This window comes from Proteus mirabilis ATCC 29906, assembly GCF_000160755.1.
Classification (GTDB): Bacteria; Pseudomonadota; Gammaproteobacteria; order Enterobacterales; family Enterobacteriaceae; genus Proteus; species Proteus mirabilis.
Map to the genome: position 1 here is coordinate 1359330 of NZ_GG668576.1, position 23774 is coordinate 1383103.

21 protein-coding genes and 1 tRNA gene are annotated in these 23774 nt (G+C 39.8%); 17 read left to right on the top strand and 5 right to left on the bottom strand.

The window, feature by feature from the left end:
* Positions 1 to 171 precede the first annotated feature (171 nt).
* Positions 172 to 248: transfer RNA gene (locus tag HMPREF0693_RS06110), tRNA-Arg, on the bottom strand.
* A gap of 190 nt (positions 249 to 438) precedes the next feature.
* Between HMPREF0693_RS06110 and folD the strand changes: the two genes are divergently transcribed.
* From folD to fruK, 3 genes are all read left to right on the top strand, one after another.
* Positions 439 to 1311 (top strand): bifunctional methylenetetrahydrofolate dehydrogenase/methenyltetrahydrofolate cyclohydrolase FolD, encoded by an 873-nt coding sequence (gene folD, locus HMPREF0693_RS06115; RefSeq protein WP_004244243.1) that lies wholly within the window; start codon positions 439 to 441, stop codon positions 1309 to 1311.
* Between the two features lie 3 nt (positions 1312 to 1314).
* On the top strand, positions 1315 to 1527 hold the full coding sequence (gene ybcJ / locus HMPREF0693_RS06120; RefSeq protein ID WP_004244244.1) for a ribosome-associated protein YbcJ: 213 nt from the start codon (positions 1315 to 1317) through the stop codon (positions 1525 to 1527).
* A gap of 636 nt (positions 1528 to 2163) precedes the next feature.
* Positions 2164 to 3105 carry a 1-phosphofructokinase gene (fruK, locus tag HMPREF0693_RS06125; protein ID WP_004244246.1) on the top strand — a complete coding sequence of 314 codons (942 nt, stop codon included), beginning with the start codon at positions 2164 to 2166 and terminating at the stop codon, positions 3103 to 3105.
* A gap of 65 nt (positions 3106 to 3170) precedes the next feature.
* On the opposite strand, the gene cysS is transcribed toward fruK, so the two are convergent.
* Positions 3171 to 4562 (bottom strand): cysteine--tRNA ligase, encoded by a 1392-nt coding sequence (gene cysS / locus HMPREF0693_RS06130; RefSeq protein ID WP_004244247.1) that lies wholly within the window; start codon positions 4560 to 4562, stop codon positions 3171 to 3173.
* A 391-nt stretch (positions 4563 to 4953) separates the two neighbouring features.
* Here cysS and ppiB point away from each other — a divergent pair, with 391 nt between their 5' ends.
* The 6 genes from ppiB (at position 4954) to HMPREF0693_RS06160 (ending at position 10396) form a co-directional block, all read left to right on the top strand.
* Entirely contained in the window at positions 4954 to 5448 is a 495-nt protein-coding gene (gene ppiB, locus HMPREF0693_RS06135) for a peptidylprolyl isomerase B (RefSeq protein WP_004244249.1), read from the top strand.
* 12 nt (positions 5449 to 5460) lie between these two features.
* On the top strand, positions 5461 to 6183 hold the full coding sequence (locus tag HMPREF0693_RS06140; RefSeq protein WP_004244250.1) for a UDP-2,3-diacylglucosamine diphosphatase: 723 nt from the start codon (positions 5461 to 5463) through the stop codon (positions 6181 to 6183).
* 132 nt (positions 6184 to 6315) lie between these two features.
* A complete protein-coding gene (gene purE, locus HMPREF0693_RS06145; RefSeq protein WP_017627898.1) occupies positions 6316 to 6837 on the top strand; it encodes a 5-(carboxyamino)imidazole ribonucleotide mutase in 522 nt (173 codons plus the stop codon).
* Positions 6834 to 7901: a 5-(carboxyamino)imidazole ribonucleotide synthase gene (gene purK / locus HMPREF0693_RS06150; RefSeq protein ID WP_004244253.1), complete on the top strand. Its 1068-nt coding sequence runs from the start codon at positions 6834 to 6836 to the stop codon at positions 7899 to 7901. Before purE ends, purK begins: the two co-directional genes overlap by 4 nt.
* A 123-nt stretch (positions 7902 to 8024) precedes the next feature.
* Positions 8025 to 9293 carry an MFS transporter gene (locus tag HMPREF0693_RS06155; RefSeq protein WP_004244255.1) on the top strand — a complete coding sequence of 423 codons (1269 nt, stop codon included), beginning with the start codon at positions 8025 to 8027 and terminating at the stop codon, positions 9291 to 9293.
* Positions 9294 to 9370: 77 nt separating this feature from the next.
* The gene (locus HMPREF0693_RS06160) at positions 9371 to 10396 is read left to right on the top strand and encodes a mechanosensitive ion channel family protein (protein ID WP_004244256.1); all 1026 of its coding nucleotides are present in this window, start codon (positions 9371 to 9373) and stop codon (positions 10394 to 10396) included.
* A gap of 99 nt (positions 10397 to 10495) precedes the next feature.
* On the opposite strand, the gene ybbP is transcribed toward HMPREF0693_RS06160, so the two are convergent.
* Positions 10496 to 12937 carry a putative ABC transporter permease subunit YbbP gene (gene ybbP, locus HMPREF0693_RS06165; protein ID WP_004244257.1) on the bottom strand — a complete coding sequence of 814 codons (2442 nt, stop codon included), beginning with the start codon at positions 12935 to 12937 and terminating at the stop codon, positions 10496 to 10498.
* Positions 12934 to 13620, bottom strand: coding sequence for a putative ABC transporter ATP-binding protein YbbA (gene ybbA, locus HMPREF0693_RS06170; RefSeq protein WP_004244258.1), 687 nt, complete (start codon positions 13618 to 13620; stop codon positions 12934 to 12936). Before ybbA ends, ybbP begins: the two co-directional genes overlap by 4 nt.
* On the opposite strand from ybbA, the gene tesA reads away from it, so the two are divergent.
* The 5 genes from tesA (at position 13591) to HMPREF0693_RS06195 (ending at position 17486) form a co-directional block, all read left to right on the top strand.
* Positions 13591 to 14220 (top strand): multifunctional acyl-CoA thioesterase I/protease I/lysophospholipase L1, encoded by a 630-nt coding sequence (gene tesA, locus HMPREF0693_RS06175; RefSeq protein WP_012368271.1) that lies wholly within the window; start codon positions 13591 to 13593, stop codon positions 14218 to 14220. The genes ybbA and tesA overlap by 30 nt on opposite strands.
* A 50-nt stretch (positions 14221 to 14270) precedes the next feature.
* Entirely contained in the window at positions 14271 to 15056 is a 786-nt protein-coding gene (locus HMPREF0693_RS06180) for an SDR family oxidoreductase (RefSeq protein WP_004244260.1), read from the top strand.
* A gap of 85 nt (positions 15057 to 15141) precedes the next feature.
* Positions 15142 to 15999, top strand: a complete 858-nt coding sequence (locus tag HMPREF0693_RS06185; RefSeq protein WP_004244262.1) for a co-chaperone YbbN — start codon at positions 15142 to 15144, stop codon at positions 15997 to 15999.
* Between the two features lie 39 nt (positions 16000 to 16038).
* Entirely contained in the window at positions 16039 to 16962 is a 924-nt protein-coding gene (locus tag HMPREF0693_RS06190; RefSeq protein WP_004244263.1) for an SPFH domain-containing protein, read from the top strand.
* A gap of 2 nt (positions 16963 to 16964) precedes the next feature.
* The gene (locus HMPREF0693_RS06195; RefSeq protein WP_004250295.1) at positions 16965 to 17486 is read left to right on the top strand and encodes an NfeD family protein; all 522 of its coding nucleotides are present in this window, start codon (positions 16965 to 16967) and stop codon (positions 17484 to 17486) included.
* On the opposite strand, the gene cueR is transcribed toward HMPREF0693_RS06195, so the two are convergent.
* Entirely contained in the window at positions 17452 to 17853 is a 402-nt protein-coding gene (cueR, locus tag HMPREF0693_RS06200; RefSeq protein WP_004244266.1) for a Cu(I)-responsive transcriptional regulator, read from the bottom strand. The genes HMPREF0693_RS06195 and cueR overlap by 35 nt on opposite strands.
* 134 nt (positions 17854 to 17987) lie before the next feature.
* Between cueR and copA the strand changes: the two genes are divergently transcribed.
* From copA to HMPREF0693_RS06215, 3 genes are all read left to right on the top strand, one after another.
* Positions 17988 to 20942, top strand: a complete 2955-nt coding sequence (gene copA / locus HMPREF0693_RS06205; protein WP_004244267.1) for a copper-exporting P-type ATPase CopA — start codon at positions 17988 to 17990, stop codon at positions 20940 to 20942.
* Between the two features lie 335 nt (positions 20943 to 21277).
* The gene (locus HMPREF0693_RS06210; RefSeq protein ID WP_017627894.1) at positions 21278 to 22828 is read left to right on the top strand and encodes a YadA-like family protein; all 1551 of its coding nucleotides are present in this window, start codon (positions 21278 to 21280) and stop codon (positions 22826 to 22828) included.
* Between the two features lie 125 nt (positions 22829 to 22953).
* Positions 22954 to 23763, top strand: coding sequence for a TraB/GumN family protein (locus HMPREF0693_RS06215; protein ID WP_004244270.1), 810 nt, complete (start codon positions 22954 to 22956; stop codon positions 23761 to 23763).
* The last annotated feature ends 11 nt before the right edge of the window (positions 23764 to 23774 follow it).

Here is a 23774-nt window from a genome sequence, read left to right on the forward strand (position 1 = left end):
AGGAGTTTCCAAAACCACAAAAAACGAAAGCTGGCACATTTTTAGATTAGCCAGAGCATGTCTATGAAGAGTGGGTTAAAAGCGAAAAATGGTAATGCTAATTTGACCCGTTACTTGACCCGCATCTCTCGCGGGTTTCTTTTTAAAATCTCATAACTCATTGATTTTAAATGGTACGCCCTACAGGATTCGAACCTGTGACCTACGGCTTAGAAGGCCGTTGCTCTATCCAACTGAGCTAAGGGCGCCTAGAGGGGAAATAGACGTTAGCATTTATGCTGATAACGGGTGTGAATTATACTTTCAACATTCTGAGAGTCAACGATTTTTCCACAAAATCAAACTAGATGGTTAAAATATGGTAAGTAATCAACTGACAGATTGCTTATGATCTGACAAAATAGAGCAATACCATAATTGAATAATTTGGATGTATAGATGTCAGCAAGAATTATAGATGGGAAAACGATTGCGCAGACCATCAGAAGTGAAGTGGCAGAAAAAGTAAAACAACGTATTAAGATAGGAAAACGTGCACCGGGTTTAGCGGTTATTTTAGTCGGTGATAACCCTGCATCGCAAATCTATGTTGCTAGTAAACGTAAAGCTTGTGATGAGGTAGGATTTATCTCTCGCTCTTACGATCTACCGGATACTACAAGTGAAGCAGATTTACTCAATCTCATTGATACTCTAAATGAAGATAATACTATTGATGGTATTTTAGTGCAGCTCCCTTTACCTGCGGGAATTGATAACGTCAAAGTATTAGAACGTATTCATCCTGATAAAGATGTTGATGGCTTCCATCCTTACAATATTGGTCGATTATGCCAACGCGCACCTAAGCTACGTCCTTGCACCCCTCGTGGTATTGTCACACTCTTAGAGCGTTGCAATATTCCAATGAATGGCTTAAATGCGGTAATTATTGGTGCTTCAAATATTGTTGGTCGCCCAATGAGTTTAGAGCTACTGCTTGCAGGTTGTACAACGACTGTCACTCATCGTTTTACTAAAGACTTACGTTTTCATGTTGAACATGCTGATTTGGTGGTTGTGGCAGTTGGTAAACCTAACTTTATTCCTGGTGAATGGATAAAACCTGGCGCTATTGTCATTGATGTCGGTATTAATCGCCTTGAAAACGGTAAAGTGGTTGGTGATGTTGATTTCGCACAAGCCTCTCAACGCGCGGGGTGGATCTCCCCTGTTCCGGGTGGTGTAGGTCCAATGACTGTAGCGACTTTGATTCAAAATACGTTGCAAGCCTGCGAAGAATATCACGATCCTGATATAGGAAATAATTAATCAATGGAAACATTTCAATTAGATGGTCACCCCTATGTAGAACTGTGTGATCTATTAAAACTCCAAGGCTGGACAGAAAGCGGAGCCGCTGCAAAAAATATTATTGCTGAAGGCCTCGTTTGCGTTGATGGTGAAGTAGAAACACGTAAACGCTGTAAAATTACTGCCGGTAAAGTCGTCACACTCGGTGAGTTTGCTGTCACTGTCAGCAACTAGTTCAGCTAATCATACTCGTTACTCAAGCGTTACTCTTTAGTAACGCTTTTTTTATCTTTCTACCCTTTTTTTACTAAACACGCTATTTTTCGAGCTTTTATTTGAGCCTGTAAAATTAGTGGACTAATCCATTGATTTTAAATTGATTTAATTGCATCATTTTAAGATAATAATAGTAGGTTATTATTTTTGCTATTCATATCAGTGATAATACTTTATCTCGCTTCAGCACATTAACGCTTTGATAAAGAATAAGTTAAATATTGATTACATAACCTATTATTTTTTATATAAATAATACTTAGTCTGCTAGTAGTAAGAATTTCAGCAACCTTATTCCGTTGGATGATTTTTACGTATTAATAATCGCTTTAATATGCTAAAACGTGATTTAGATCTAACTTTTCCTTTGTTTTATTAGGCAAAAGAACATTGTTTATACTAAATTAGACATTATAGTTTGAAACGATTCAGCCTGATAATAAAGTATGAAGCGTTATTTTTAATTTTTATGTTGTATTTGATCCTTAATCTAATAGGAGTTCTTATGTTTAACCTACCAATCCAAGGTGTCTCTCTGCTTTTCTTGCAACAGAAAAGTGATACCTATGATTTTACTACAGGTAAGGTACAAGCATGAGACGTCGAGTCGCTACCATTACATTAAATCCTGCTTATGATCTTGTGGGATTAAGTACCCCTATTGAATTGGGTGAAGTTAACCGAGTAACAACGGCGGGATTTCATGCTGCCGGTAAAGGTATCAATGTAGCCAAAGTATTAAAAAGCCTTGGTATTGATGTCACTGTTGGCGGTTTTTTAGGTAAAGAGAATCAAGATGGCTTTCAAAAAGAGTTTAGTGAAGCCGGGATTGCTAATCGCTTCCAAATGGTTGAAGGTCGCACACGTATCAATGTCAAACTCACTGAACCCAGCGGTAAAGTAACTGATTTTAACTTTTCAGGGTTTGAAATCACTAAACAAGATTGGACTCGTTTTGTAAATGACACACTCAGCTGGGCGGGTCAATTTGATATGATTTGTGTCAGTGGAAGTGTACCACCAAGTATTGATTTAAATGATTTTACTGCTTGGATGAAGCGACTACGTAGCGAATGTATGTGCCTTATTTTTGATAGTAGCAGAGAAGCATTTGTCGCGGGGTTAAAAGCGTTACCTTGGTTAGTAAAACCCAATCATCATGAACTAGAAATTTGGGCAGGTAGACCCTTACCTGAACTCTCTGACGTAGTACAAGCTGCCCATGAATTACGCCAGCAAGGTATTGCTCATGTTGTTATCTCGTTAGGTGAACAAGGCGCTATGTGGGTTAACGCCTCTGGTGCGTGGATGGCAAAACCGCCTAAATGTGATGTGGTCAGCACGGTAGGTGCCGGTGACTCTATGGTAGGTGGGTTGATTTATGGTTTGATGATGAGGCAAACCAGTGAACATACCTTACGTCTTGCTACAGCAATTTCAGCTCTTGCCGTCAGTCAAACTAATGTTGGAATAACTGATCGTGAACAATTGGCAAGAATGATGACCGAAGTTGAATTAACGCCACTAAAAATCTAAAAAAATATCGGATAATAATTACCCGATATTTTTGACTTTATCTGCTTTATCAATAGGTAGCAATATTAGCTATTACGACGCCATGTTGTACCTTGTGGGCCATCTTCTAATACAATTCCCATTGCTGTTAAAGCATCACGAGCGGCATCCGCAGCTGCCCAATCTTTATTCTTACGAGCATCATTGCGTTGTTGAATTAACGCTTCAATTTTTTCTACTTCATCAGCATCGTCTGCTTGCGCACCACTTTGTAAGAAGTGTTCTGGTTGTTGCTCTAATAGGCCTAATACTTTGGCCAATTTACGCAACACCGCTGCTAAACCATTAGCCGCCTCCATATTGACGGTTTTTAAGCGATTCACTTCGCGTGCTAAATCAAATAATACAGAATAGGCTTCTGGTGTATTGAAATCATCGTTCATTGCTTCAATAAACTGCGCTTCAAACGCTTCACCACCAGCAGGTTGAGCATTTGCATCAGTGCCACGTAAAGAAGTATATAAACGCTCTAATGCGGTACGCGCCTGTTTTAAGTTCTCTTCGGTATAATTTAGTTGGCTACGATAGTGTCCTGATAATAAGAAATAACGTACCGTTTCAGCATCGTAATAGGCAAGAACATCACGAATAGTAAAAAAGTTATTCAGTGATTTAGACATTTTTTCTTTGTCTACCATCACCATACCGGAATGCATCCAATAATTAACATAAGGACCATCATGAGCGCAGGTTGATTGTGCAATTTCATTTTCATGATGCGGGAACATTAAATCTGAACCACCGCCATGAATATCAAAATGATGACCTAATTCTTTACCATTCATGGCTGAACATTCAATATGCCAGCCTGGTCGCCCTTCTCCCCATGGTGATGTCCAACTTGGTTCACCGGGTTTTGACATTTTCCAAAGCACGAAATCCATAGGATTGCGTTTTACGTTAGCGACTTCAACCCGAGCCCCTGCTTGTAGTTGCTCTAAATCTTGACGAGAAAGCAAGCCATAATCCGGATCGGTATCAATGGCAAACATCACATCACCATTTTCTGCTACATAAGCATGACCACGTTTAATTAATGTCTCGGTAAGAGCAATAATTTCTGCAATATGATGTGTGGCTCGTGGCTCTGAATCAGGGCGTAAGATATTCAATGCATCAAAATCTTTATGCATTTCCGCTAACATACGTGTCGTTAATTGTTCGCAAGTTTCATTATTTTCAATCGCACGCTTGATGATTTTATCATCCACATCAGTGACATTGCGCACATAATTCACATCATACCCTAAATAACGTAAATAGCGGGTTATGGCATCAAATGCCACAAATGTACGTCCATGACCAATATGACATAAATCATAAATAGTGATGCCACACACGTACATACCTATTTTTCCTTTATGGATAGGTTTAAATTCTTCTTTTTGTCGAGTAAGAGTATTAAAAATCTTTAGCATCAGAGGACGTTCCCATTTTTAACTGTACGTGTTGATTACGTATTTATGTATATAAAATAACGACTACAGCGATAAAAATAACCACATAACATTACCTTTATAAGGGTTTTAATGCCTAAACTCAAAGGTAATCCAATTAATAGCCTCTTATATTACTCTGCTCTGCGTTTATTTTCACTGTTCAATCGTTAACAGTAAGGCGCCAAATTGAGTTTATTGGTGAAATAATTGGCGAAAAATGTTTTCTATTACTATTTTCGCGCTTTTTAGCGTGAAAGTCGCCATGAACAAAAGATGAATACTGACTAAATAAGGTAACTGTGGTATAAAAAAACGGTCTATTGTTTCAGCCCACATCTGGGTAAAACTAAAATTATACTAGGATCTGAATATGGTTACTTTTCATACCAATTACGGCGATATCGTGATTAAAACATTTGCAGATAAAGCACCTGCAACCGTAGAAAATTTTTTAGATTACTGTAAAGAAGGGTTCTACGATAACACTATCTTCCACCGTGTTATTAATGGTTTTATGATCCAAGGTGGTGGTTTTGAACCTGGTATGAAGCAAAAAGAAACTAAAGCCCCGGTAAGAAACGAAGCAAACAACGGTCTTGCCAATAATCGTGGTACATTAGCGATGGCTCGTACCAACGATCCACATTCTGCAACAGCACAATTCTTTATCAACGTAGCAGATAACGACTTCTTAAACTTCCGTGCAGAAAATGCCAATGGTTGGGGATATTGTGTATTTGCTGAAGTTGTTGAAGGGATGGATGTTGTAGACAAAATCAAAGCCGTTTCTACTGGTCGCAGTGGTTTCCACCAAGATGTTCCTCGTGAAGATATTATCATTAACAGTGTTACTGTTAGCGAATAAGTAGCGCTTTTTATGTGCACCCTGTTTATTGCAGATCTGCATTTAAGTGAGCACGAACCGGCAATTACTGCCGGTTTTCTTCGCTTTTTACAAGAGCAAGCGATCCACGCAAATGCACTTTATATTTTGGGTGATTTTTTTGATTTTTGGATTGGTGATGATGATCCTAATCCACTACATCAGCGCATAGCCCAAGCATTAATGGCATTAAAAAATGCGGGAGTGCCCTGCTATTTTATTCATGGTAACCGCGATTTCTTAATCGGCTCTCGCTTTGCAAAAGAGAGCGGAATGACACTGCTACCACAAGAAAAAGTGCTTGAGATAGAGCAACATCGCATTTTAATCTTACATGGTGATACACTTTGCACCGATGATGATGCCTATCAACGCTATCGTAAAAAAGTCCACAATAAGTTTATTCAACGCTTATTCCTACTCCTTCCTCTGACCATTCGATTACGTATTGCTAAAAAAATGCGCTCTCGTAGTCAAAGTAGCAACCAATACAAATCTGAAGCGATAATGGACGTTAATGCTCAAGCCGTTATCAATACCTTTAAACAATTTAATACCCAATGGATGATCCACGGTCATACTCATCGACCCGCGATCCACACCGTCGACATTGATGGGAAACCACATTATCGAGGTGTATTAGGAGCTTGGCATACTGAAGGCTCAATGTTTAAAGTCACCTCGGATAAAATCGAACTGATCCAATTTCCATTTTAAATAGATGATACTTTTTCGGCTATTGTAGCATATTTTTCTTTACGCAAACGTTTTCCTTGACGTATTAGCGTGATACTATCATGCTCAGTTTCTCTGGCTATATCCGTTTATGCTTACAGGAGCAGTTAAGTAATGTCTTCTCAAGTTGGTCTCAATACCTCATCCCCTCGTATCGCCATTGTGATGGGTTCGAAAAGTGACTGGGCGACAATGTGTCATGCCGCAGAAGTCCTAGACGCGTTACAACTTCCTTACCATGTTGAAATTGTTTCCGCACACCGAACACCGGATAAATTATTTCGTTTCGCAGAACAGGCCAAAGAGAATGGTTTTGACGTGATTATTGCGGGTGCTGGCGGTGCTGCACATTTACCGGGGATGTTGGCAGCCAAAACCTTAGTTCCTGTATTAGGGGTTCCTGTACAAAGTGCTGCATTAAGTGGTGTTGATAGCCTTTATTCTATTGTACAAATGCCGAAAGGTATTCCCGTTGGCACACTGGCTATTGGTAAAGCGGGGGCTGCTAATGCCGCGCTACTTGCCGCACAAATTTTAGCATTACACTCTGCTGATATTTTTAATGCATTAACACAATGGCGAGCAACACAGACACAAGAAGTCCTTAATCACCCTGATCCAAGGGAGGCGCTATGAAGCCGGTTTGTGTTCTTGGTAATGGACAGTTAGGTCGAATGTTACGTCAAGCGGGTGAGCCATTAGGTATTGCGGTATATCCCGTGGGACTTGATGCTGAACCCGAAGCGGTACCTTATCAAAAGAGTATTATTACCGCAGAAATTGAGCGTTGGCCGGAAACCGCATTAACCAATGAGTTAGAGCACCATGCTAACTTTATTAACCGAGATATTTTTCCATTACTCGCAGATCGCTTACCACAAAAACAACTCCTTGATGAGCTTCATTTAGCGACGGCACCTTGGCAACCATTAACTTCGGCTGAGCAATGGCCTGAGCTATTCAATCAGCTAGGGGAGTTTATTATCGTTAAACGCCGTGTTGGTGGTTACGACGGACGAGGTCAATGGCGGATACACCCAGGTGACGAACAACAATTACCAGCCGAAATATATGGTGAATGTATTGTCGAACAAGGTATTCCTTTCTCTGGAGAAGTCTCTTTAGTTGGTGCAAGAAATCGTCAGGGGGATTGTGTTTTTTATCCACTCACTCACAATCTTCATCAAGATGGCATTTTACGCATGAGTGTTGCGCTACCAAATCCTCCCGAGGCATTACAACAATTAGCAGAGGATATGCTTAGCAAGATCCTCAATAAACTAAATTATATCGGTGTAATGGCCATGGAATGCTTTATTGTCGGTGATAAATTACTGATTAATGAACTCGCACCTCGCGTCCACAACAGTGGTCACTGGACACAAAATGGTGCTTCTATTAGCCAGTTTGAACTTCACTTACGTGCTATTCTTGATTTACCGATGCCCAAACCTAATGTTTGCCAATCGGCGGTAATGGTTAATCTTATTGGAACGGAGATCGACACCAAATGGCTATCATTACCTTTAGTTCATCTACATTGGTATGAAAAAGAAGTGCGTCCAGCCCGCAAAGTAGGGCATCTCAACTTAGTACATAATAACCATCAAGCTCTGCAAAAGACCTTAAGTGCATTAAGTCCCCTGCTCGATGAAGCCTATCAATATCCGATTAAATGGGCGCTAGAAAAATTAAGCTAGCAGTCCGACTCAGAAAGTTAGAGAATAATAGCCTTTAAATGTACTGGCCTGTGAATACAAGGCCAGTTATTCGCTATTTTTTCCTGAACATTCAGGATACTGCACCCGTTCTATGGAGTCAGGATGCCAGTCACGCAACAAAATTTTGGTCCTATCTATCAGTGGAGCATACTGATACTGCTAGGTTTAGTGTACTTTCTCGCTACCGCAACAACATTTACCTCTTTAGGTGTGGTTCTACCTAGTATGATAGCTGAACTAGAGTGGAACTGGACACAAGCTGGCCTTGGTTTTACTTTATTGGGCTTAACCTGTGGACTTGCGAGCTTTTTACCCACTTTACTTATCCGTAAATTAAACGTCCGCTTCACACTCCTCATTGGACTGATTATTTTTGTCAGTGGATTCTATTTTCTATATGAAACCAATACCATCACACGCTACTTTCTTGGTACCGCCTTACTTGGGGTAGGTTTTACGCTATTAGCAACCGTACCGGGCACTTACGTGCTATCGCGTCTATTTGAAAAACAGTCTTTTGCTTTTGGTGTCTATTTTACTATTGGTGGATTGGGAGGGGTTGCTGGCCCTTGGATCTATTTTTTAGCCACACATCTTTGGCACACATGGCGTATGCATTGGCTTATTTCAGCTATTATTCTATCAATTATTACCCTGCTGACTATTTTAGTATTACGAGAAGGCTCAGCAGAAAAAGCGCATGCGAAAAAAATCAGTCAATTACAAAGTAGTAAACGTATTTATCAAACCAAAGCGATATGGACCGCACGTCATGCTTTACGAACATGGCAATTTTATGTCATTGCTGCCACTTACACCGCTTTTCTATGGTGCGGGATCACAGTAAATAGTTTTGCAGTTGCACATATTATTGAAAATGGTTTTAGTGAAACTATTGCTGCAACGCTACTGAGCACCATGGCTTTTATCAATGCATTCTCACGATTAGCCGGTGGGGCGATTGGGGAATGGTTAGAGCCAAAAAAATTACTGATTGCCAGCTTAACGATTATTATTATCGGTCTATTAGCACTGAGTATGGCTAATAGTTGGATCTACCTAATGCTATTTACCCTTTGTGTGGGGATCGGTTATGGTATGACCTTCTTAGCCTCAAGTGTGTTACTGGCTAACTATTTTGGTCGCGCACCTTATTTAGAACTATTTTCGGTGATGAACCTGATCTCAACATTGGCCTGTTTAGCCCCCTTCTTTGCTGGGGCTATTAAGGATATTTCAGGTAGCTTCACACCTGCATTTTTAATTCTCACTATCCCTGTTTTAGTTATTTTGGTGATCACACTATTTATGCGCCCACCAATTTATCCTAACTTCCAACATGCCAGTGAAAAACATAATGCGCCAAGATAAAAATAAAACCGCAAATCTAGTTTAGAAATCCAATCAATATTATAGAGAAGCGGTTTTAGCGAGGAGAGATCGAGCAGATGAATGAAGAATTAATCATGAAATACTCAATTGGTATCGGCATAGCTTTGGCGTGTTTTATCGCCTTTCTTGCCATATCTTTTTTACATGATAAACAAAAAAAACGTCGTAGAAACATAATTATTCACATCATCCAAGCTATTTTACTTTGTAGTTTAGTGGCTATTGTAAGCCAATACTGTGAAATGGCGGTGGTAGATTTTAAACTACACTTTATCTCTTTTCAGATGATTAATTTCTTTAGCTATCTTGCTATCGCATTAATCCTGATGAGAAAATTTTTCTTACTCATTAATTTATTAGAAAAATCACAAATTAAAAAAGGCAGTGATCCTACCTCAGCCCGTATTATTTCGCGTATATTTAAAATCACTCTTCTTGTCATCATGATCTTACTGTTCGGTGAACATTTTGGCATGAGCTTATCGGGCTTAATGACATTTGGTGGTTTAGGCGGTATTGCCATTGGTATGGCAAGTAAAGACGTTATGAGTAACCTTTTTTCAGGTGTTATGCTCTATTTTGATCGCCCTTTTAACATTGGTGATTGGGTACGTTCACCCGATCGCAATATCGAAGGAACTGTTGTTGAGATTGGCTGGCGTATCACGAAGATAATGACCTTTGATCATCGCCCGTTATATATTCCAAACTCAGTATTTTCCTCCATTAGTGTTGAAAACCCTGGCAGAATGACCAATCGACGTATTGAAACAGAATTAGGGTTACGCTATGAAGATTCGGACAAAGTTGGGGTTATTGTCGAAGATATCCGCACGATGCTACAACAAAACGACAAAATCGACACCAAACAGACTTTATTGGTCTATTTTAATCAATTCGCCGATTCATCATTAAATATTATGGTGTACTGTTTTACCAAAACCACGGTATGGGCAGAATGGTTAGATGCGCAGCAAGAAGTTTATTTAAAAATGATTGATATTGTGCATCAACATGGCGCTGACTTCGCCTTCCCATCACAAACTGTATATATTGAAAAATCATCGCCTGTATCACCATAAGCATCCGATAAAAAAATGCTGATATCCGTTCGATATCAGCATTTTTAATTCAATATCACGTATCACTTCATTTAATGATAACTAGATAACTAATGGCGACTATTCTCCCTGAATACGACGATATTGGCCTTTATCTTGTAATAGCCTAACCCCTAAAATACTGCCACAAAGTGAAAGTAATACGGCGGCAAGAGCGGGAACAACTATCCACATCATCCATTGTGGTTGCCATGGGAAATTAAATACCGATTTTTGCAACAACCCTAATGCAACTTCAGCCCCTATCGCTGCAGCTAAACCGGCCATTAACCCTAATAAGGCAAACTCCGCCCAAAGCGTGCGTCTTAATAGTGACTTACTCGCGCCTAATGTTCGATAAACCACCAACTCGATACGACGTTGTGTCATACCGACTTGAATTTGTGCCACTAATAGCAATGCCCCACACAGCATAACTAATCCAACCATAATTTCTAATGCTCGGCTGACTTGCTGTAAGATCTGCTGAACTTGCTGAATTAATGCCCCCGTATCTAGCACACTGACCGTAGGAAATTGTCGATTTAATGCGGTGATCAAACTTCCATCACCATTGTAATAAAAACTGCTCATCCATTTTTCAGGCTGATTGCTTAGCCCTTCTTCTGCGAAAATAAAGAAGAAATTTGGTCGCATATTTTCCCAATCAACATGGCGAATGCTGGTGACAACAGATTTAAACTCGCGAGTATCACCAACAAAAGTTAGCTCATCCCCCAGCTTTATTTCTAACTTTTGTGCAACCCCCTGATCGATTGAAACGCCATTACCGACGGGAGGCCATGAGCCTTCGACAATAACATTATCTTTAGGAAGTTCACTGTGCCACGTTAAATTAAGCTCTCTTCGTACGGTATTATTCCCCGCATCCCGTGCATCTGCCCACACTTTCGCATTGTGATCATTAATCGCTGTTAAACGTGCTAACACAACCGGATAAGCATCTGTCGGTGCCACATGATAAGTGGCTAATAATGTATTAATCTGCTGTACCTGAGGCTTTGACATATTAATCAAGAAATAGTTAGGACTATCTTCAGGTAACTGCTGTTGCCATTTTTCCAATAAATCCCCTTGCAGCAAAACCAATAGCGTCAATAGCATAAAGGATAATGAAAAAGCGGCTAATTGCGTCATGGTTTGGAAAGGCTGGCGTAATAAACGTGTCACCGCTAAACGGGCACTCAATTGCTTAAATTTAAATTGCTTTAAAAGCCATAATCCAAGCCAACCAATCACGCCAAGCAAGAAAGCAATGACGACGATACCTAATAAAATAGACCACAATAAAACACCCGTTCCGGCAAACAGAGTTAAAGCGCCAACAACAATCAATGCAACGATGGGTAAATAATAACGTAGTGGCCAACTAGGTGCCGTAGTACCACTTCTCAACACGCGGGAAGGTTGCGTTGACATTAATTGATGATAAGGGCGTAACCCCGTCAATAACGCGATGAGTAGTAAAGAGCCAACCGACCATAGCCATGGCATAAAGCTCGCATCAGGTAAACTTTTTGGTAATACCGGTGCTAAAATCTGCAACAATACTAATTCAAAGCCCCAACCGACCAGTGAGCCGACCACGATAGCCGCAACAATAATCACCCCCCACTGCCCTATAATCCATTTACGTAATGCATGATTATCGGCACCTAAGGTTTTTAATACCGCAATTAGCGTATGTCGACTACGGCAATAATGTGTCATTGAAACCGCGACGGCAGAAATCGCCAATAATAGTGTTAATAATGCAGATAATAGTAAAAAGTTTTTTGCTCTCTCCATTGATTGAGATAGCGCACCATTATCTTGTTTTAAGCTATTCCAACGCTGGTCAGGTTTTAATAAGGGATCAAAGCGTTGTTGGTATTCATCAATTAATGCTTCATTACCCGCAAACATATAACGGTAAGTTAAGCGGCTTCCCGGCTGAACGGCACCAGTCGCTTCAACATCAGCAAGATTAATTAAAATACGCGGGGCAATTTGAAAAGGATTAAAACCACTGTCAGGCTCTTGAACTAATACACCGCTAATTGTAAAAGTGGCATCACCGACATCAATATTATCACCAACCTTGATACCCAAAAGCGCCAGTAACCTTGCATCTACTAACGCCGTGCCTTTCTCCGCTTTTAGCCCTGTGGGCTGAGTTTCTAGCTCACCATAGAGTGGATATAAGTTATCCGCGGCTTTTACCAACGCCAATTGAGGAGTATCACCTTCTGGGGCATAAGACATGGTGGTAAATTGCATTTGACGACTGAGTGTTAGCCCCATTCTTTTAGCTTCAGCTAGCCAATTTTCATCAACAGGATACGAGGCGCGTAGCACTAAATCACCGGCGATAAGATCACGACTTTGAGCATAAATACTTTTATCAATGCGATCACCAATACGCCCTAACGCCAGCACACAAGCCACCGCCAGCGCTAAAGAGAGCCAAACAATTAATAAAGCCGGCGAGCGCCACTCACGCCAAAACCAACGCCAGATCATGACTCCTCCTTAAGTTGCCCATCAACAAGACGTAATCTTCGCTGACAACGAGCGGCAAGCTCATTATCGTGGGTGACCAAAATTAATGTTGTGGCATAATCACGATTAAGGGAAAACAGTAAATCGGCAATTTTATCTCCCGTTTTTCGATCAAGATTACCTGTTGGCTCATCAGCAAACAGGATCGCCGGTTGGGTACAAAAAGCTCTTGCTAATGCAACACGTTGTTGCTCACCACCGGAAAGTTGTGCGGGCATATGATACAAGCGCTCACCCAAACCCAATTGTTTAAGTAAATCAACGGCTCGCGTATGGCTCTGTTTTTCTGACTCACCTTTTAATAACGCAGGAAGTTGCACATTCTCTAAGGCATTTAACGTTGGAATTAGCATAAAAGATTGAAAAACAAATCCGACATGTTGTGCACGTAATTTGGCCCGCTCTTCTTCATTCATTTCGGTCAGATCGTGTCCCATTAATTGCACACGACCAGCGCCTCCATCATCTAATCCTGCAATAATACCTAAAAGTGTAGATTTGCCCGATCCTGACTCACCAATTAAAGCAATTGTCTGTGCAGACTCGACAACTAACTCAACACCCTGCAATATAGAGATCTGACTATCACCTTCTCCTACTTGTTTGGTTAACTGATGAACTTCAAGAACCTTTTCCGTCGACATACTTGTTTCCTTATCGTCATGATGATGTTTAGCTTTAAGTCTATCGCTGCTGATACCTTTTTGATCTTTGGTGACAGCCTAAGTGCCGGATATCGCCTTCCTATTGAAAGCGCATGGGCGCAACGCCTCGCGGATAAGTGGAAATTAACTTATCCTGAAATAAATGTCGTGAATGCAAGCATCAGTGGCGAAACCGCATTTCAAGGTCAAAATAGGCTCCCTGATTTATTAAAACAGCACCAACCTCGTTGGGTTTTGATTGAACTGGGTGCAAATGATGGCTTACAAGGCTACCCTGTAGCCCAAACGAAAGAAGCGTTGCAAAACATCATTACCCAAGTAAAAGAAGCGGGAGCAACGCCACTCTTTATGCAAATTATGATTTCGCCTAATTATGGTAAACGCTATACGCAATCTTTTTCTGCGATTTACCCACAATTGGCGAAAGACAATGCTCTTGAGCTTATCCCATTTTATATGGAGCAAATAGCAGATAAACCTGAGTGGATGCAAAACGACAGCATTCACCCAAATGAAGCGGCTCAGCCTTTTATTGCTCAATGGATGGATAAAACCCTATCCCCTTACCTAACACGTTAAACTATTGTGACAGTAGTTAACCTAGATTAAATGAGATTAATTGTAAAATTATGCAAAAAACGGTATTGATTACAGGAAGTTCTAGTGGGATTGGACTATGTGCGGCAAAAACACTCAAGCAAAAAGGATATCGAGTACTGGCTGCTTGTCGCAAAGAAGATGATCTTAACCATATGGAAACATTGGGGTTTGAGCCTATTTTTCTTGATCTCGATGATGCAGAAAGTATCGAAAAAGCCATATTAGAAGTCATTCGCCTTACTAATGGGCGTTTATATGGATTATTTAATAATGGTGGTTTTGGGGTTTATGGTCCATTAAATGCGATTAGTCGCCAGCAAATGGAAAAACAATTTTCCACTAATTTCTTTGGCTTACATCAGCTTACTATGGGGTTACTGCCGGCGATGTTACCTCATGGCGAAGGACGTATTATTCAGACGAGCTCGGTAATGGGATTAATATCCACTCCCGGCCGAGGTGCTTATGCGGCGAGTAAATATGCCGTTGAAGCTTGGTCTGATGCATTAAGAATGGAACTTGCCTCTACGGGGATAAAAGTCAGTTTAATTGAGCCGGGTCCAATAAAAACACGCTTTACTGAAAATGTTAATCAAGCCCAACAAGATAAACCGGTAAAAAATCCGGGGATTGCGAGTCGTTTCACATTAACACCTGATGATGTAGTGAAAAAACTAATCCATGCTTTAGAAAGTCCAAGACCTAAGTTACGTTATCCTGTGACCTTACTCACTTATGCCGTCAAAGTGTTAAAACGACTCCTCCCTGATAGACTTATGGATAGGATCTTAAACGGCCAAAGTAACAAGGCTTGATTTTTGTAAAATTCATCCTTATTTATTAATGAAATAGCGTAATAAACAGCATTTATATTTAAAACTCTCAAAAAGGGATAAGTTAATGTTAGCAACTGCACATATTGTTGATGTAAATGAATCGAATATTCAGCAAGTTATAGAACAATCGATGACAAAACCGGTCATGATGTACTTCTATTCAGAGCGTAGTCCTCATTGTGCAGAGCTTGGGGCAACGTTGGATAAACTAGCGGCTGAATTTGCTGATCAGTTTGTATTAGCTAAATTAGATTGTGATGTTGAACAGATGATTGCCTCGCAATTTGGTCTACGTGCGATCCCAACTGTTTATATATTGCAAGAAGGTCGTCCTGTCGATGGGTTCCAAGGCCCACAACCTGAAGAAGCTATTCGCCAAATCCTTGCCAATATCTTACCTAAACCAGAAGAATTAAAAGCAGCGCAAGCTTCAGCACTATTAGCAGAAGGTAAAGCAGACGAAGCATTACCACTGTTAAAAGAAGCACACCAAATTGATCCTAAAAACAGTGAAATTACCTTAGCCCTCGCAGGTGCTTTAATTTCATTAAATAAACATAATGAAGCAGAAGAATTATTAGCCGCAATTCCATTGCAAGATCAAGATAGCTACTATCACAGTTTATTAGCTCAAATTGAACTGCAAAAACAAGCTGCCGACACACCTGAAATTCAGCAATTACAAGATAATTTTAATCAGCAACCTGACAATACTGAACTCGCTATTCAACTGGCGTTAAAACTGCATGAAGTGGCACGTAATGATGAAGCCCTTGAATTGCTATTTAATTTTCTGAAAAAAGATCTTAATGCCGGTGAAGGACAAGTTAAGAAAACCCTGATGGATATTTTATCTGCTTTAGGGACTAATGATAATCTAGCATCTAAATATCGCCGAATGGTGTATTCTTTACTTTATTAATATTCATTTTATTTATTAAAGCAGGCTAAGGACAGATACATGGAAATAGTTATTGGTATTATTATCTTATTCGCCATTATTTTAGTTTTAAGTGGTGTAAAAACCGTTCCACAAGGTTATCAGTGGACTGTCGAGCGTTTTGGACGTTATACACGTACCCTTGCTCCAGGCCTTCAACTCCTTATTCCATTTATTGACCGTATTGGTCGTCGTATTAATATGATGGAACAAGTATTAGATATCCCTTCTCAGGAAGTGATTTCTCGTGATAACGCCAATGTCAGTATTGATGCGGTCTGCTTTATTCAAGTTATCGATCCAGTAAAAGCTGCTTATGAGGTGAATAACCTAGAGCTTGCAATCATCAATCTAACGCTAACCAATATCCGTACTGTGTTAGGCTCTATGGAACTGGATGAAATTCTTTCACAACGTGATCAGATCAATAGCCGTTTATTACTGATTGTTGATGATGCAACTAACCCATGGGGTATTAAAATTACCCGTATTGAAATTCGTGATGTGCGCCCACCACAAGAGCTAATTTCAGCCATGAATGCGCAGATGAAAGCTGAGCGTACTAAGCGTGCTGATATTCTAGAAGCAGAAGGTATCCGTCAAGCGGCAATCTTAAAAGCGGAAGGTGAAAAACAAGGGCAAATCTTAAAAGCAGAAGGTGAACGTCAGTCTGCTTTCTTACAAGCCGAAGCCCGTGAGCGTGCAGCAGAAGCGGAAGCAAAAGCGACGCAAATGGTATCAGAAGCTATCGCTAAAGGGGATATGCAAGCCATTAACTACTTTATTGCACAAAAGTATACCGATGCCCTGTCACAAATTGGTTCTGCCGATAACAGCAAAGTTGTAATGATGCCATTAGAAGCCAGTAACTTAATGGGTGCAATTGGTGGTATTTCAGAATTATTAAATACCAAAAAAAGTGACTCAGGTAACAAGAGCAATTAATGATGATTGAATGGATTAGTGCTCAGCCAGCACTTTTCTGGCTTTGTCTTGGTGTCTTACTATTAATCGCCGAAATGCTGGGCACTGCAGGCTACTTACTATGGTCTGGTATGGCCGCATTATGTGTTGCATTAATCGCATGGATCTTACCTATTGGTTGGCCCATTCAAGGTATTCTATTTGCATTACTCACCGTTATTAGTGCAATCCTTTGGCGTATCTGGCTTAAACGCAAAAAGTTATCCAAAGAAGCAGAAAACCTAAACCAAAAAAGCCACCAACTTATTGGTATAAAAGCAGTTTTGTTATCGGATACTGAAAATGGTTTTAGTCGCATAAAGCTTGCTGATGGGAGTTGGCGAGTCTATTCTGACACGCCATTAAAAGCAGGTGATACAGTCAAAGTGATTGCTATTGATGGTATCACCTTGCACGTCACCTCATTTTCTCCCACCACTCGCTCGGCATCATCAACACAGCATGCTGCTGTTATTGATGATGACAACAACCAGAAAGATGATTGATGATTGGGCATTCCGCCCCATCATCGCCAGGGCATTCATTTGCTAATAAGAGAAGCCGTTGACGAATGGCATTTAATTCGTTAATGGTTTTCTCTATCTCAGCCACTTTCTTTAAGGTTGCCTCTTTCACATCAGCACTGTGACGTGAGGGATTACGTAATAACATCAGCAATGAACGACACTCTTCTAAACTAAACCCGACTTCACGAGCTTGCTTTAACAGTGTTAATTCTTCGATATGTTGCGGTAAATAGTATCGATAGCCATTTTCACCTCGATGAGGTGGGGTTATCAGATCTTTTTCCTCATAAAAACGGATTGCTTTTGTCGTCAAACCGGTTTTGGTTGCGATTTCACTAATATTCAAAATTCCCCCTTGACCTTCCCCTTGCGGAAAGGTTTAGCCTTTATCTCAGATAAGAAAAAACCTTTTCAAGAAAGCAAGTTATCCCATATTACGCCATAATAGAGGTAATCGCTTTTTATTTGGAGATATTGACCATGGCAAAAACTACGCTACTCGCACTACAAGGGCTTTCATGCTCCCACTGTGTTAACAGTGTAAAAAAATCACTTGATGCCCGCAATGATATAGAACAGTCCACGGTGACTATTCAATACGCTAAAATTGACAGCGACGCAACTGTTGAAAGCTTAATCAAAACCATTGAAGAAGCCGGATATGAAGCTCATCTAGCCACTCAAGCTGATGTAAAACTAAATTTGAGTGGACTTAACTGTATGAAATGCGTTGGTAAAACAGAAAATGCGTTATTAGCCGTTGACGGTGTTGTTGCGGTCAATGTAGACAAAACATCAGCTGAAATTTTTGGTACAGCAAACGCAAAAGATTTAATTGCCGCCGTTGTTGCTGAAGGTTTTGAAGCCTCATTAGCAAACGAAGAAGAAAATAAACCAAAAACTATTGAACTGACTTTATCAGGCTTAAATTGTGGTCATTGTATTAATTCAGTGAAGAAAGCTCTTGAAGGGACTGATGGGGTAGAAAGTGCACAAGTGGAATTAACTCATGCCACAGTAACAGGTACGGCAAACACAGAGCGTGTGATCACAGCCATTCAAGATGCTGGTTATGATGCAAAATTAGCAGGAGCCAACCACCCAAAAACTGAGCCGCTGACGCAAACGGATGCACCACTGGAAGCATCGTCAGCGGCGATTTGTGATATTCCAGTAGAAGAAGCCATCCTTGATAATAATAATGCTGATATCAGTATCGATGATGATAGCACTCAGCTATTAATCGACGGTATGACTTGTGCAAGCTGTGTTAGCAAAGTACAAAAAGCCTTACAAAGTGTTTCCGGTGTTGAAAATGCACGTGTTAATTTGGCTGAACGTAGCGCACTTGTAACGGGTCATGTTAATCATGATGACCTGATTAATGCGGTCGAAAAAGCAGGCTATGGGGCAGAAATTATTCAAGATGATGTAAAACGTAGAGAGCGTCAACAAGAAGTCGCTGTTGCTAATATGAAGCGTTTTCGCTGGCAAGCAGCCTTAGCCTTAGTCGTTGGTATTCCTGTAATGGTATGGGGAATGATCGGCGATAATATGATGTTAACGGAAGCTAATCATAATATCTGGTTAACTATCGGTATTATTACGCTTATTGTGATGATAGCTGCAGGTGGGCACTTTTATCGTAATGCGTGGCAAAGCCTAAAAAACGGCAGTGCCACCATGGACACGCTCGTTGCGTTAGGTACAGGGGCGGCTTGGCTCTATTCAATTAGTGTTAACTTATGGCCTGAGGTGTTTCCTGCCCAAGCAAGACATCTCTATTACGAGGCCAGTGCGATGATCATTGGTTTGATAAACCTTGGTCATATGCTTGAACAAAGAGCCCGTCAGCGCTCTTCTAAAGCATTAGAGCGTCTATTAGACTTAACACCACCAACAGCAAGAGTAGTAACAGATAATGGCGAAGTTGAAATGCCATTAGCGGATGTGAAACAAGGTATGATCTTGCGTTTAGCAACCGGTGATAAAGTTCCCGTTGATGGTGAAATCACCCAAGGTGAAGTGTGGATGGATGAGGCAATGTTAACTGGTGAGCCTATTCCACAACAAAAAAGCCTTGGTGATACTATTCATGCAGGTACTACCGTGCAAGATGGCTCAGTGCTGTTTAAAGCTGCAGCAGTAGGCAGTCAAACTACCCTTGCCAGAATTATCAAACTGGTACGTCAAGCACAAAGCAGTAAACCCGAAATAGGTCAATTAGCAGATAAAATTTCCAGTGTATTTGTTCCTATCGTCGTCGTTATTGCGTTAATTGCAGGGGCTATTTGGTACTTTTTTGGTCCTTCACCACAGATTACTTATGCACTCGTCATTATCACAACGGTATTAATTATCGCTTGTCCTTGTGCTCTAGGATTAGCGACCCCCATGTCGATCATTTCAGGTGTGGGACGTGCCGCAGAATATGGCGTATTAGTGCGTGATGCGGATGCATTACAACAAGCAAGCCAATTAGATACCTTAGTTTTTGATAAAACAGGTACCTTAACTGAAGGCATGCCACAAGTAACTGAGATCCACACATTCAATCAGATAAGTGAAACTCAAGCGCTAGCATTAGCAGGCGCACTAGAAAGTGGCTCTAATCATCCATTAGCAAAAGCGATTTTAACCAAAGCTGAAGGCATTAAATTACCGCAAATAAACCAATTTCGAACCCTTGCTGGTATGGGATTAAGTGGTGAAATTGACGGCAATATTGTGCTGTTAGGTAATCCTAAACTAATGAAAGAATCTGGCATTGATATAAGTGAGATAACCCCCCTAATAGAAAACCAATCAGCGAAAGGGGTAACCCCCGTCTTATTGGCGCAAAATGGGAAAATAGCGGCCCTACTTTCTATTCGTGATCCACTACGAGAAGATACCGTCAGTGCATTACAGCGTCTACATCATCAAGGTTATCGTTTGGTCATGTTAACTGGAGATAACCCTATTACAGCCAATGCGATAGCTAAAGAAGCAGGTATTGATCAAGTGATTGCAGGCGTTATGCCAGAAGGTAAAGCGCAAGCGATTAGTCAACTACAGGCAGAAGGTCGTCGCGTAGCAATGATTGGGGATGGTATTAACGATGCCCCAGCACTGGCTAAAGCAGACGTTGGTATTGCGATGGGTGGTGGCAGTGATATCGCCATTGAAACTGCGGCCATTACCTTAATGCGCCATAGCTTACATGGTGTTGCTGATGCGGTTGAGATCTCAAAAGGCACACTGCGCAATATGAAACAAAACTTGTTTGGTGCATTTATATATAACAGTTTAGGCATTCCTATCGCTGCCGGTATCTTATATCCTTTTACCGGTACATTATTAAACCCTGTGGTTGCAGGGGCTGCCATGGCCTTATCATCAATCACTGTCGTCAGTAATGCCAACCGATTATTACGTTTTAAACCGAAAAAATAGTCGCAATTAATCAGTCAAATACAGCCTCTTCTATCTTTAGATACCAGAGGCTTTTTTATTATCCAGAGAGAATTATCATCATTTCAATAAGTTAAAAAAAAGCCGATATTGCTATCGGCCAGTCAAAGAGGAATTTTTCATTATACAAGAGAGTCATCACTCCGCCCTCTTAACGATAGAATAGCAATTTATTATCAATAATTCATTATATTTTATTATTTATAAATATATTCATTAATAAAAATTAAAAGGCGTTTTATTTATAGTGATTAAAAAAACATTTTATAAAATAAGCCACTTATTTTTATACTTTATATTTTTATAAGGACTTTTTAATGAATTATAATAAATTATTTCTTATTTCTTTCTCTTTAATTTATTCTGCAAATGTTTTTTCTAATACGGATAGCCCATTACCAATGGATAATCTATCTCCATCTATGACTTTTAGTCCACCAGTAATTAGCCCAAGCCCATTACCAACAGATAACCCTTCACAATTAGGAAATGGTTCTATGGTAGAATCAAGTGTAGATATTCCCCCCACATCAACGGCTTATCTGCCACAACCACCATTAATGCCTCATCTACCGCAACCACCATTAATGGGTTATCGCGCACCAACAATAGGTAATACATCAGGATATAGGACACAATTTCCAAATACAGATGCTAATCCAATTAAAACAATTAAAGCAATTAAAACATACCTTGACATGACTGATCATGCAACCGATTATCATAGTAAATTGATAGGTGAATACATTTCAGCCTTTATTTCTATTTCTAGACCTTCTACATCTACATCATCTGAAAATATTTTAGTCAGCCTTTCTAAACCTTTTTTTGATCATATGTCTAAAGCAATAGATGTTGATTCTGATGAAGATGGAAGTATGTTAGTGGATAAAAGTAAAAAGGATATCGCTCGTACTATGTCTTCTTATTTAGAAAGTCTAGAAGCAGGCTTTTTAGAAACAATGAACGATGAAAATACTAGTGAGATAAGACTAACACAGATGGCATTATTACATCAGATACAAGATTTTAAAAATATTGTTGACGAAAGTATAGAAAAAGGTACCTCTTTTACTATTGTTGCAAATCAAGATCTAGAAACAGCAGAACCATTAACTGAAATCCAAATGATTACTAAGCGATTATCGCAACCAGTAACACGAGTTGATATTGCTAATGCATATGTTTTATTATCAGGAAAAATAGATAATGAAGTTGGAGCTATAGCGAATCAACAACAAATAACTACTGAAACGTTAACTTTACAGGATAATAAAATTACTAAAGTAGAAAGTGATGTGAAAAAAAATGAAGGTAATATAGCTGTTAATAGAGAAGGTATTACTAAAGTAGAAAGTATTGTAGAAAAAAATAAAGAAGATATACAAACAAATAAAGAAGATATACAAACAAATAGAGAAAATATTAATCAAGTTAAACAAACTGCTGACGAAAATAAAAAATATGTAAAGCAATACCTAGCTAATGATTTCGATGTTAATGAACAATCTAAAAGTTTAGTAGGTCATCTTGGCTCTTTATATGCAGGAAATAAGTTAAACACAGATAATATTAATGCCATTAGAAATGATCTTAGCCATTTTAAAAATGAAACCAATAATCGTTTCTATAAAGTTGAAAAGCGCGCTAATCAAGGAATTGCCTCTGTTGCAGCGATGAGTAATTTACCCTTTAATGATGCAGCAACCTTTAGCACCGCAATGGGTATCGGTAATTATCGTAATGCCACAGCATTTGCATGGGGAATGCAATACCGTATCAACGAAAATGTTAAAGTTAAAGCCTCAACCGCTTGGAATGACGCTAACAATTGGGTCTCTGCGGGGGGGATCGGTATTAGTTGGTAATATAAATTTATAAATATAGCGGTAAAGATAAGGAAAGCTAGGTAAAACTCAGTTTTCCTTGTTTTATTCAATACAAAATCCGTTATGCTACAACCTTGTGGTTTATCCCATGAGGAGCGTATCAAATGAAGGATATAATACAGAAAATCAAGAAATGGATCGGTATACAGAAAACATCTTATTACCCCTATCCTGCTATTGATATTTCACTCCCTAATCATGTCTCTTTACATCTTGTTGGTAGTATCCATATGGGCGTGCCAACGATGTCACCATTATCCAATGTGCTGATTAATAAAATAGCAACAGCGGATGCGGTTATTGTCGAAGCTGATATTTCAACCGAAACTCAGCCCTTTGATCAGCTATCGTTATTGCGAGAGCCATTAGAACAACGAGTAAATGAAACACAACTTGCCACTATCATCAGCCATTGTGATCTTCTTTCTATTCCACGTTACCAAATTGATGATAAACCACTGTGGCAAATCGCGCTGATATTACAATCAACCCAAGCGATGCAACTTGGATTACAACCACAGCACGGCATTGATTATCAAGTTATCCAACAAGCCAATAAACAACAAAAAGCGATTATAGAGCTAGAAGGTATTGAGCGTCAGGTCGCATTATTATTAGATTTTCCACAAGACGGCGCACAATTACTCGAAGATACGCTAAAAAATTGGCATGAAAATGCACGGGCATTGCAAATTATGATCAATTGGTGGTTAAATTATACCAGTGAAAAGCACCCTTCTCCTTTGCCAAATACTTTTAGCAAAGCAGTATTTGATATTTTAATGGAAAAGCGCAATCAAGTCTGGGCAACAACGCTTTCTAATCTTCCAGCAGGCCACTATGTTGTCACCGTCGGTGCTCTTCACTTATTTGGTGAAGATAATTTAGTTGATCGATTAACTTATCAAGCATAACAAGATCACGT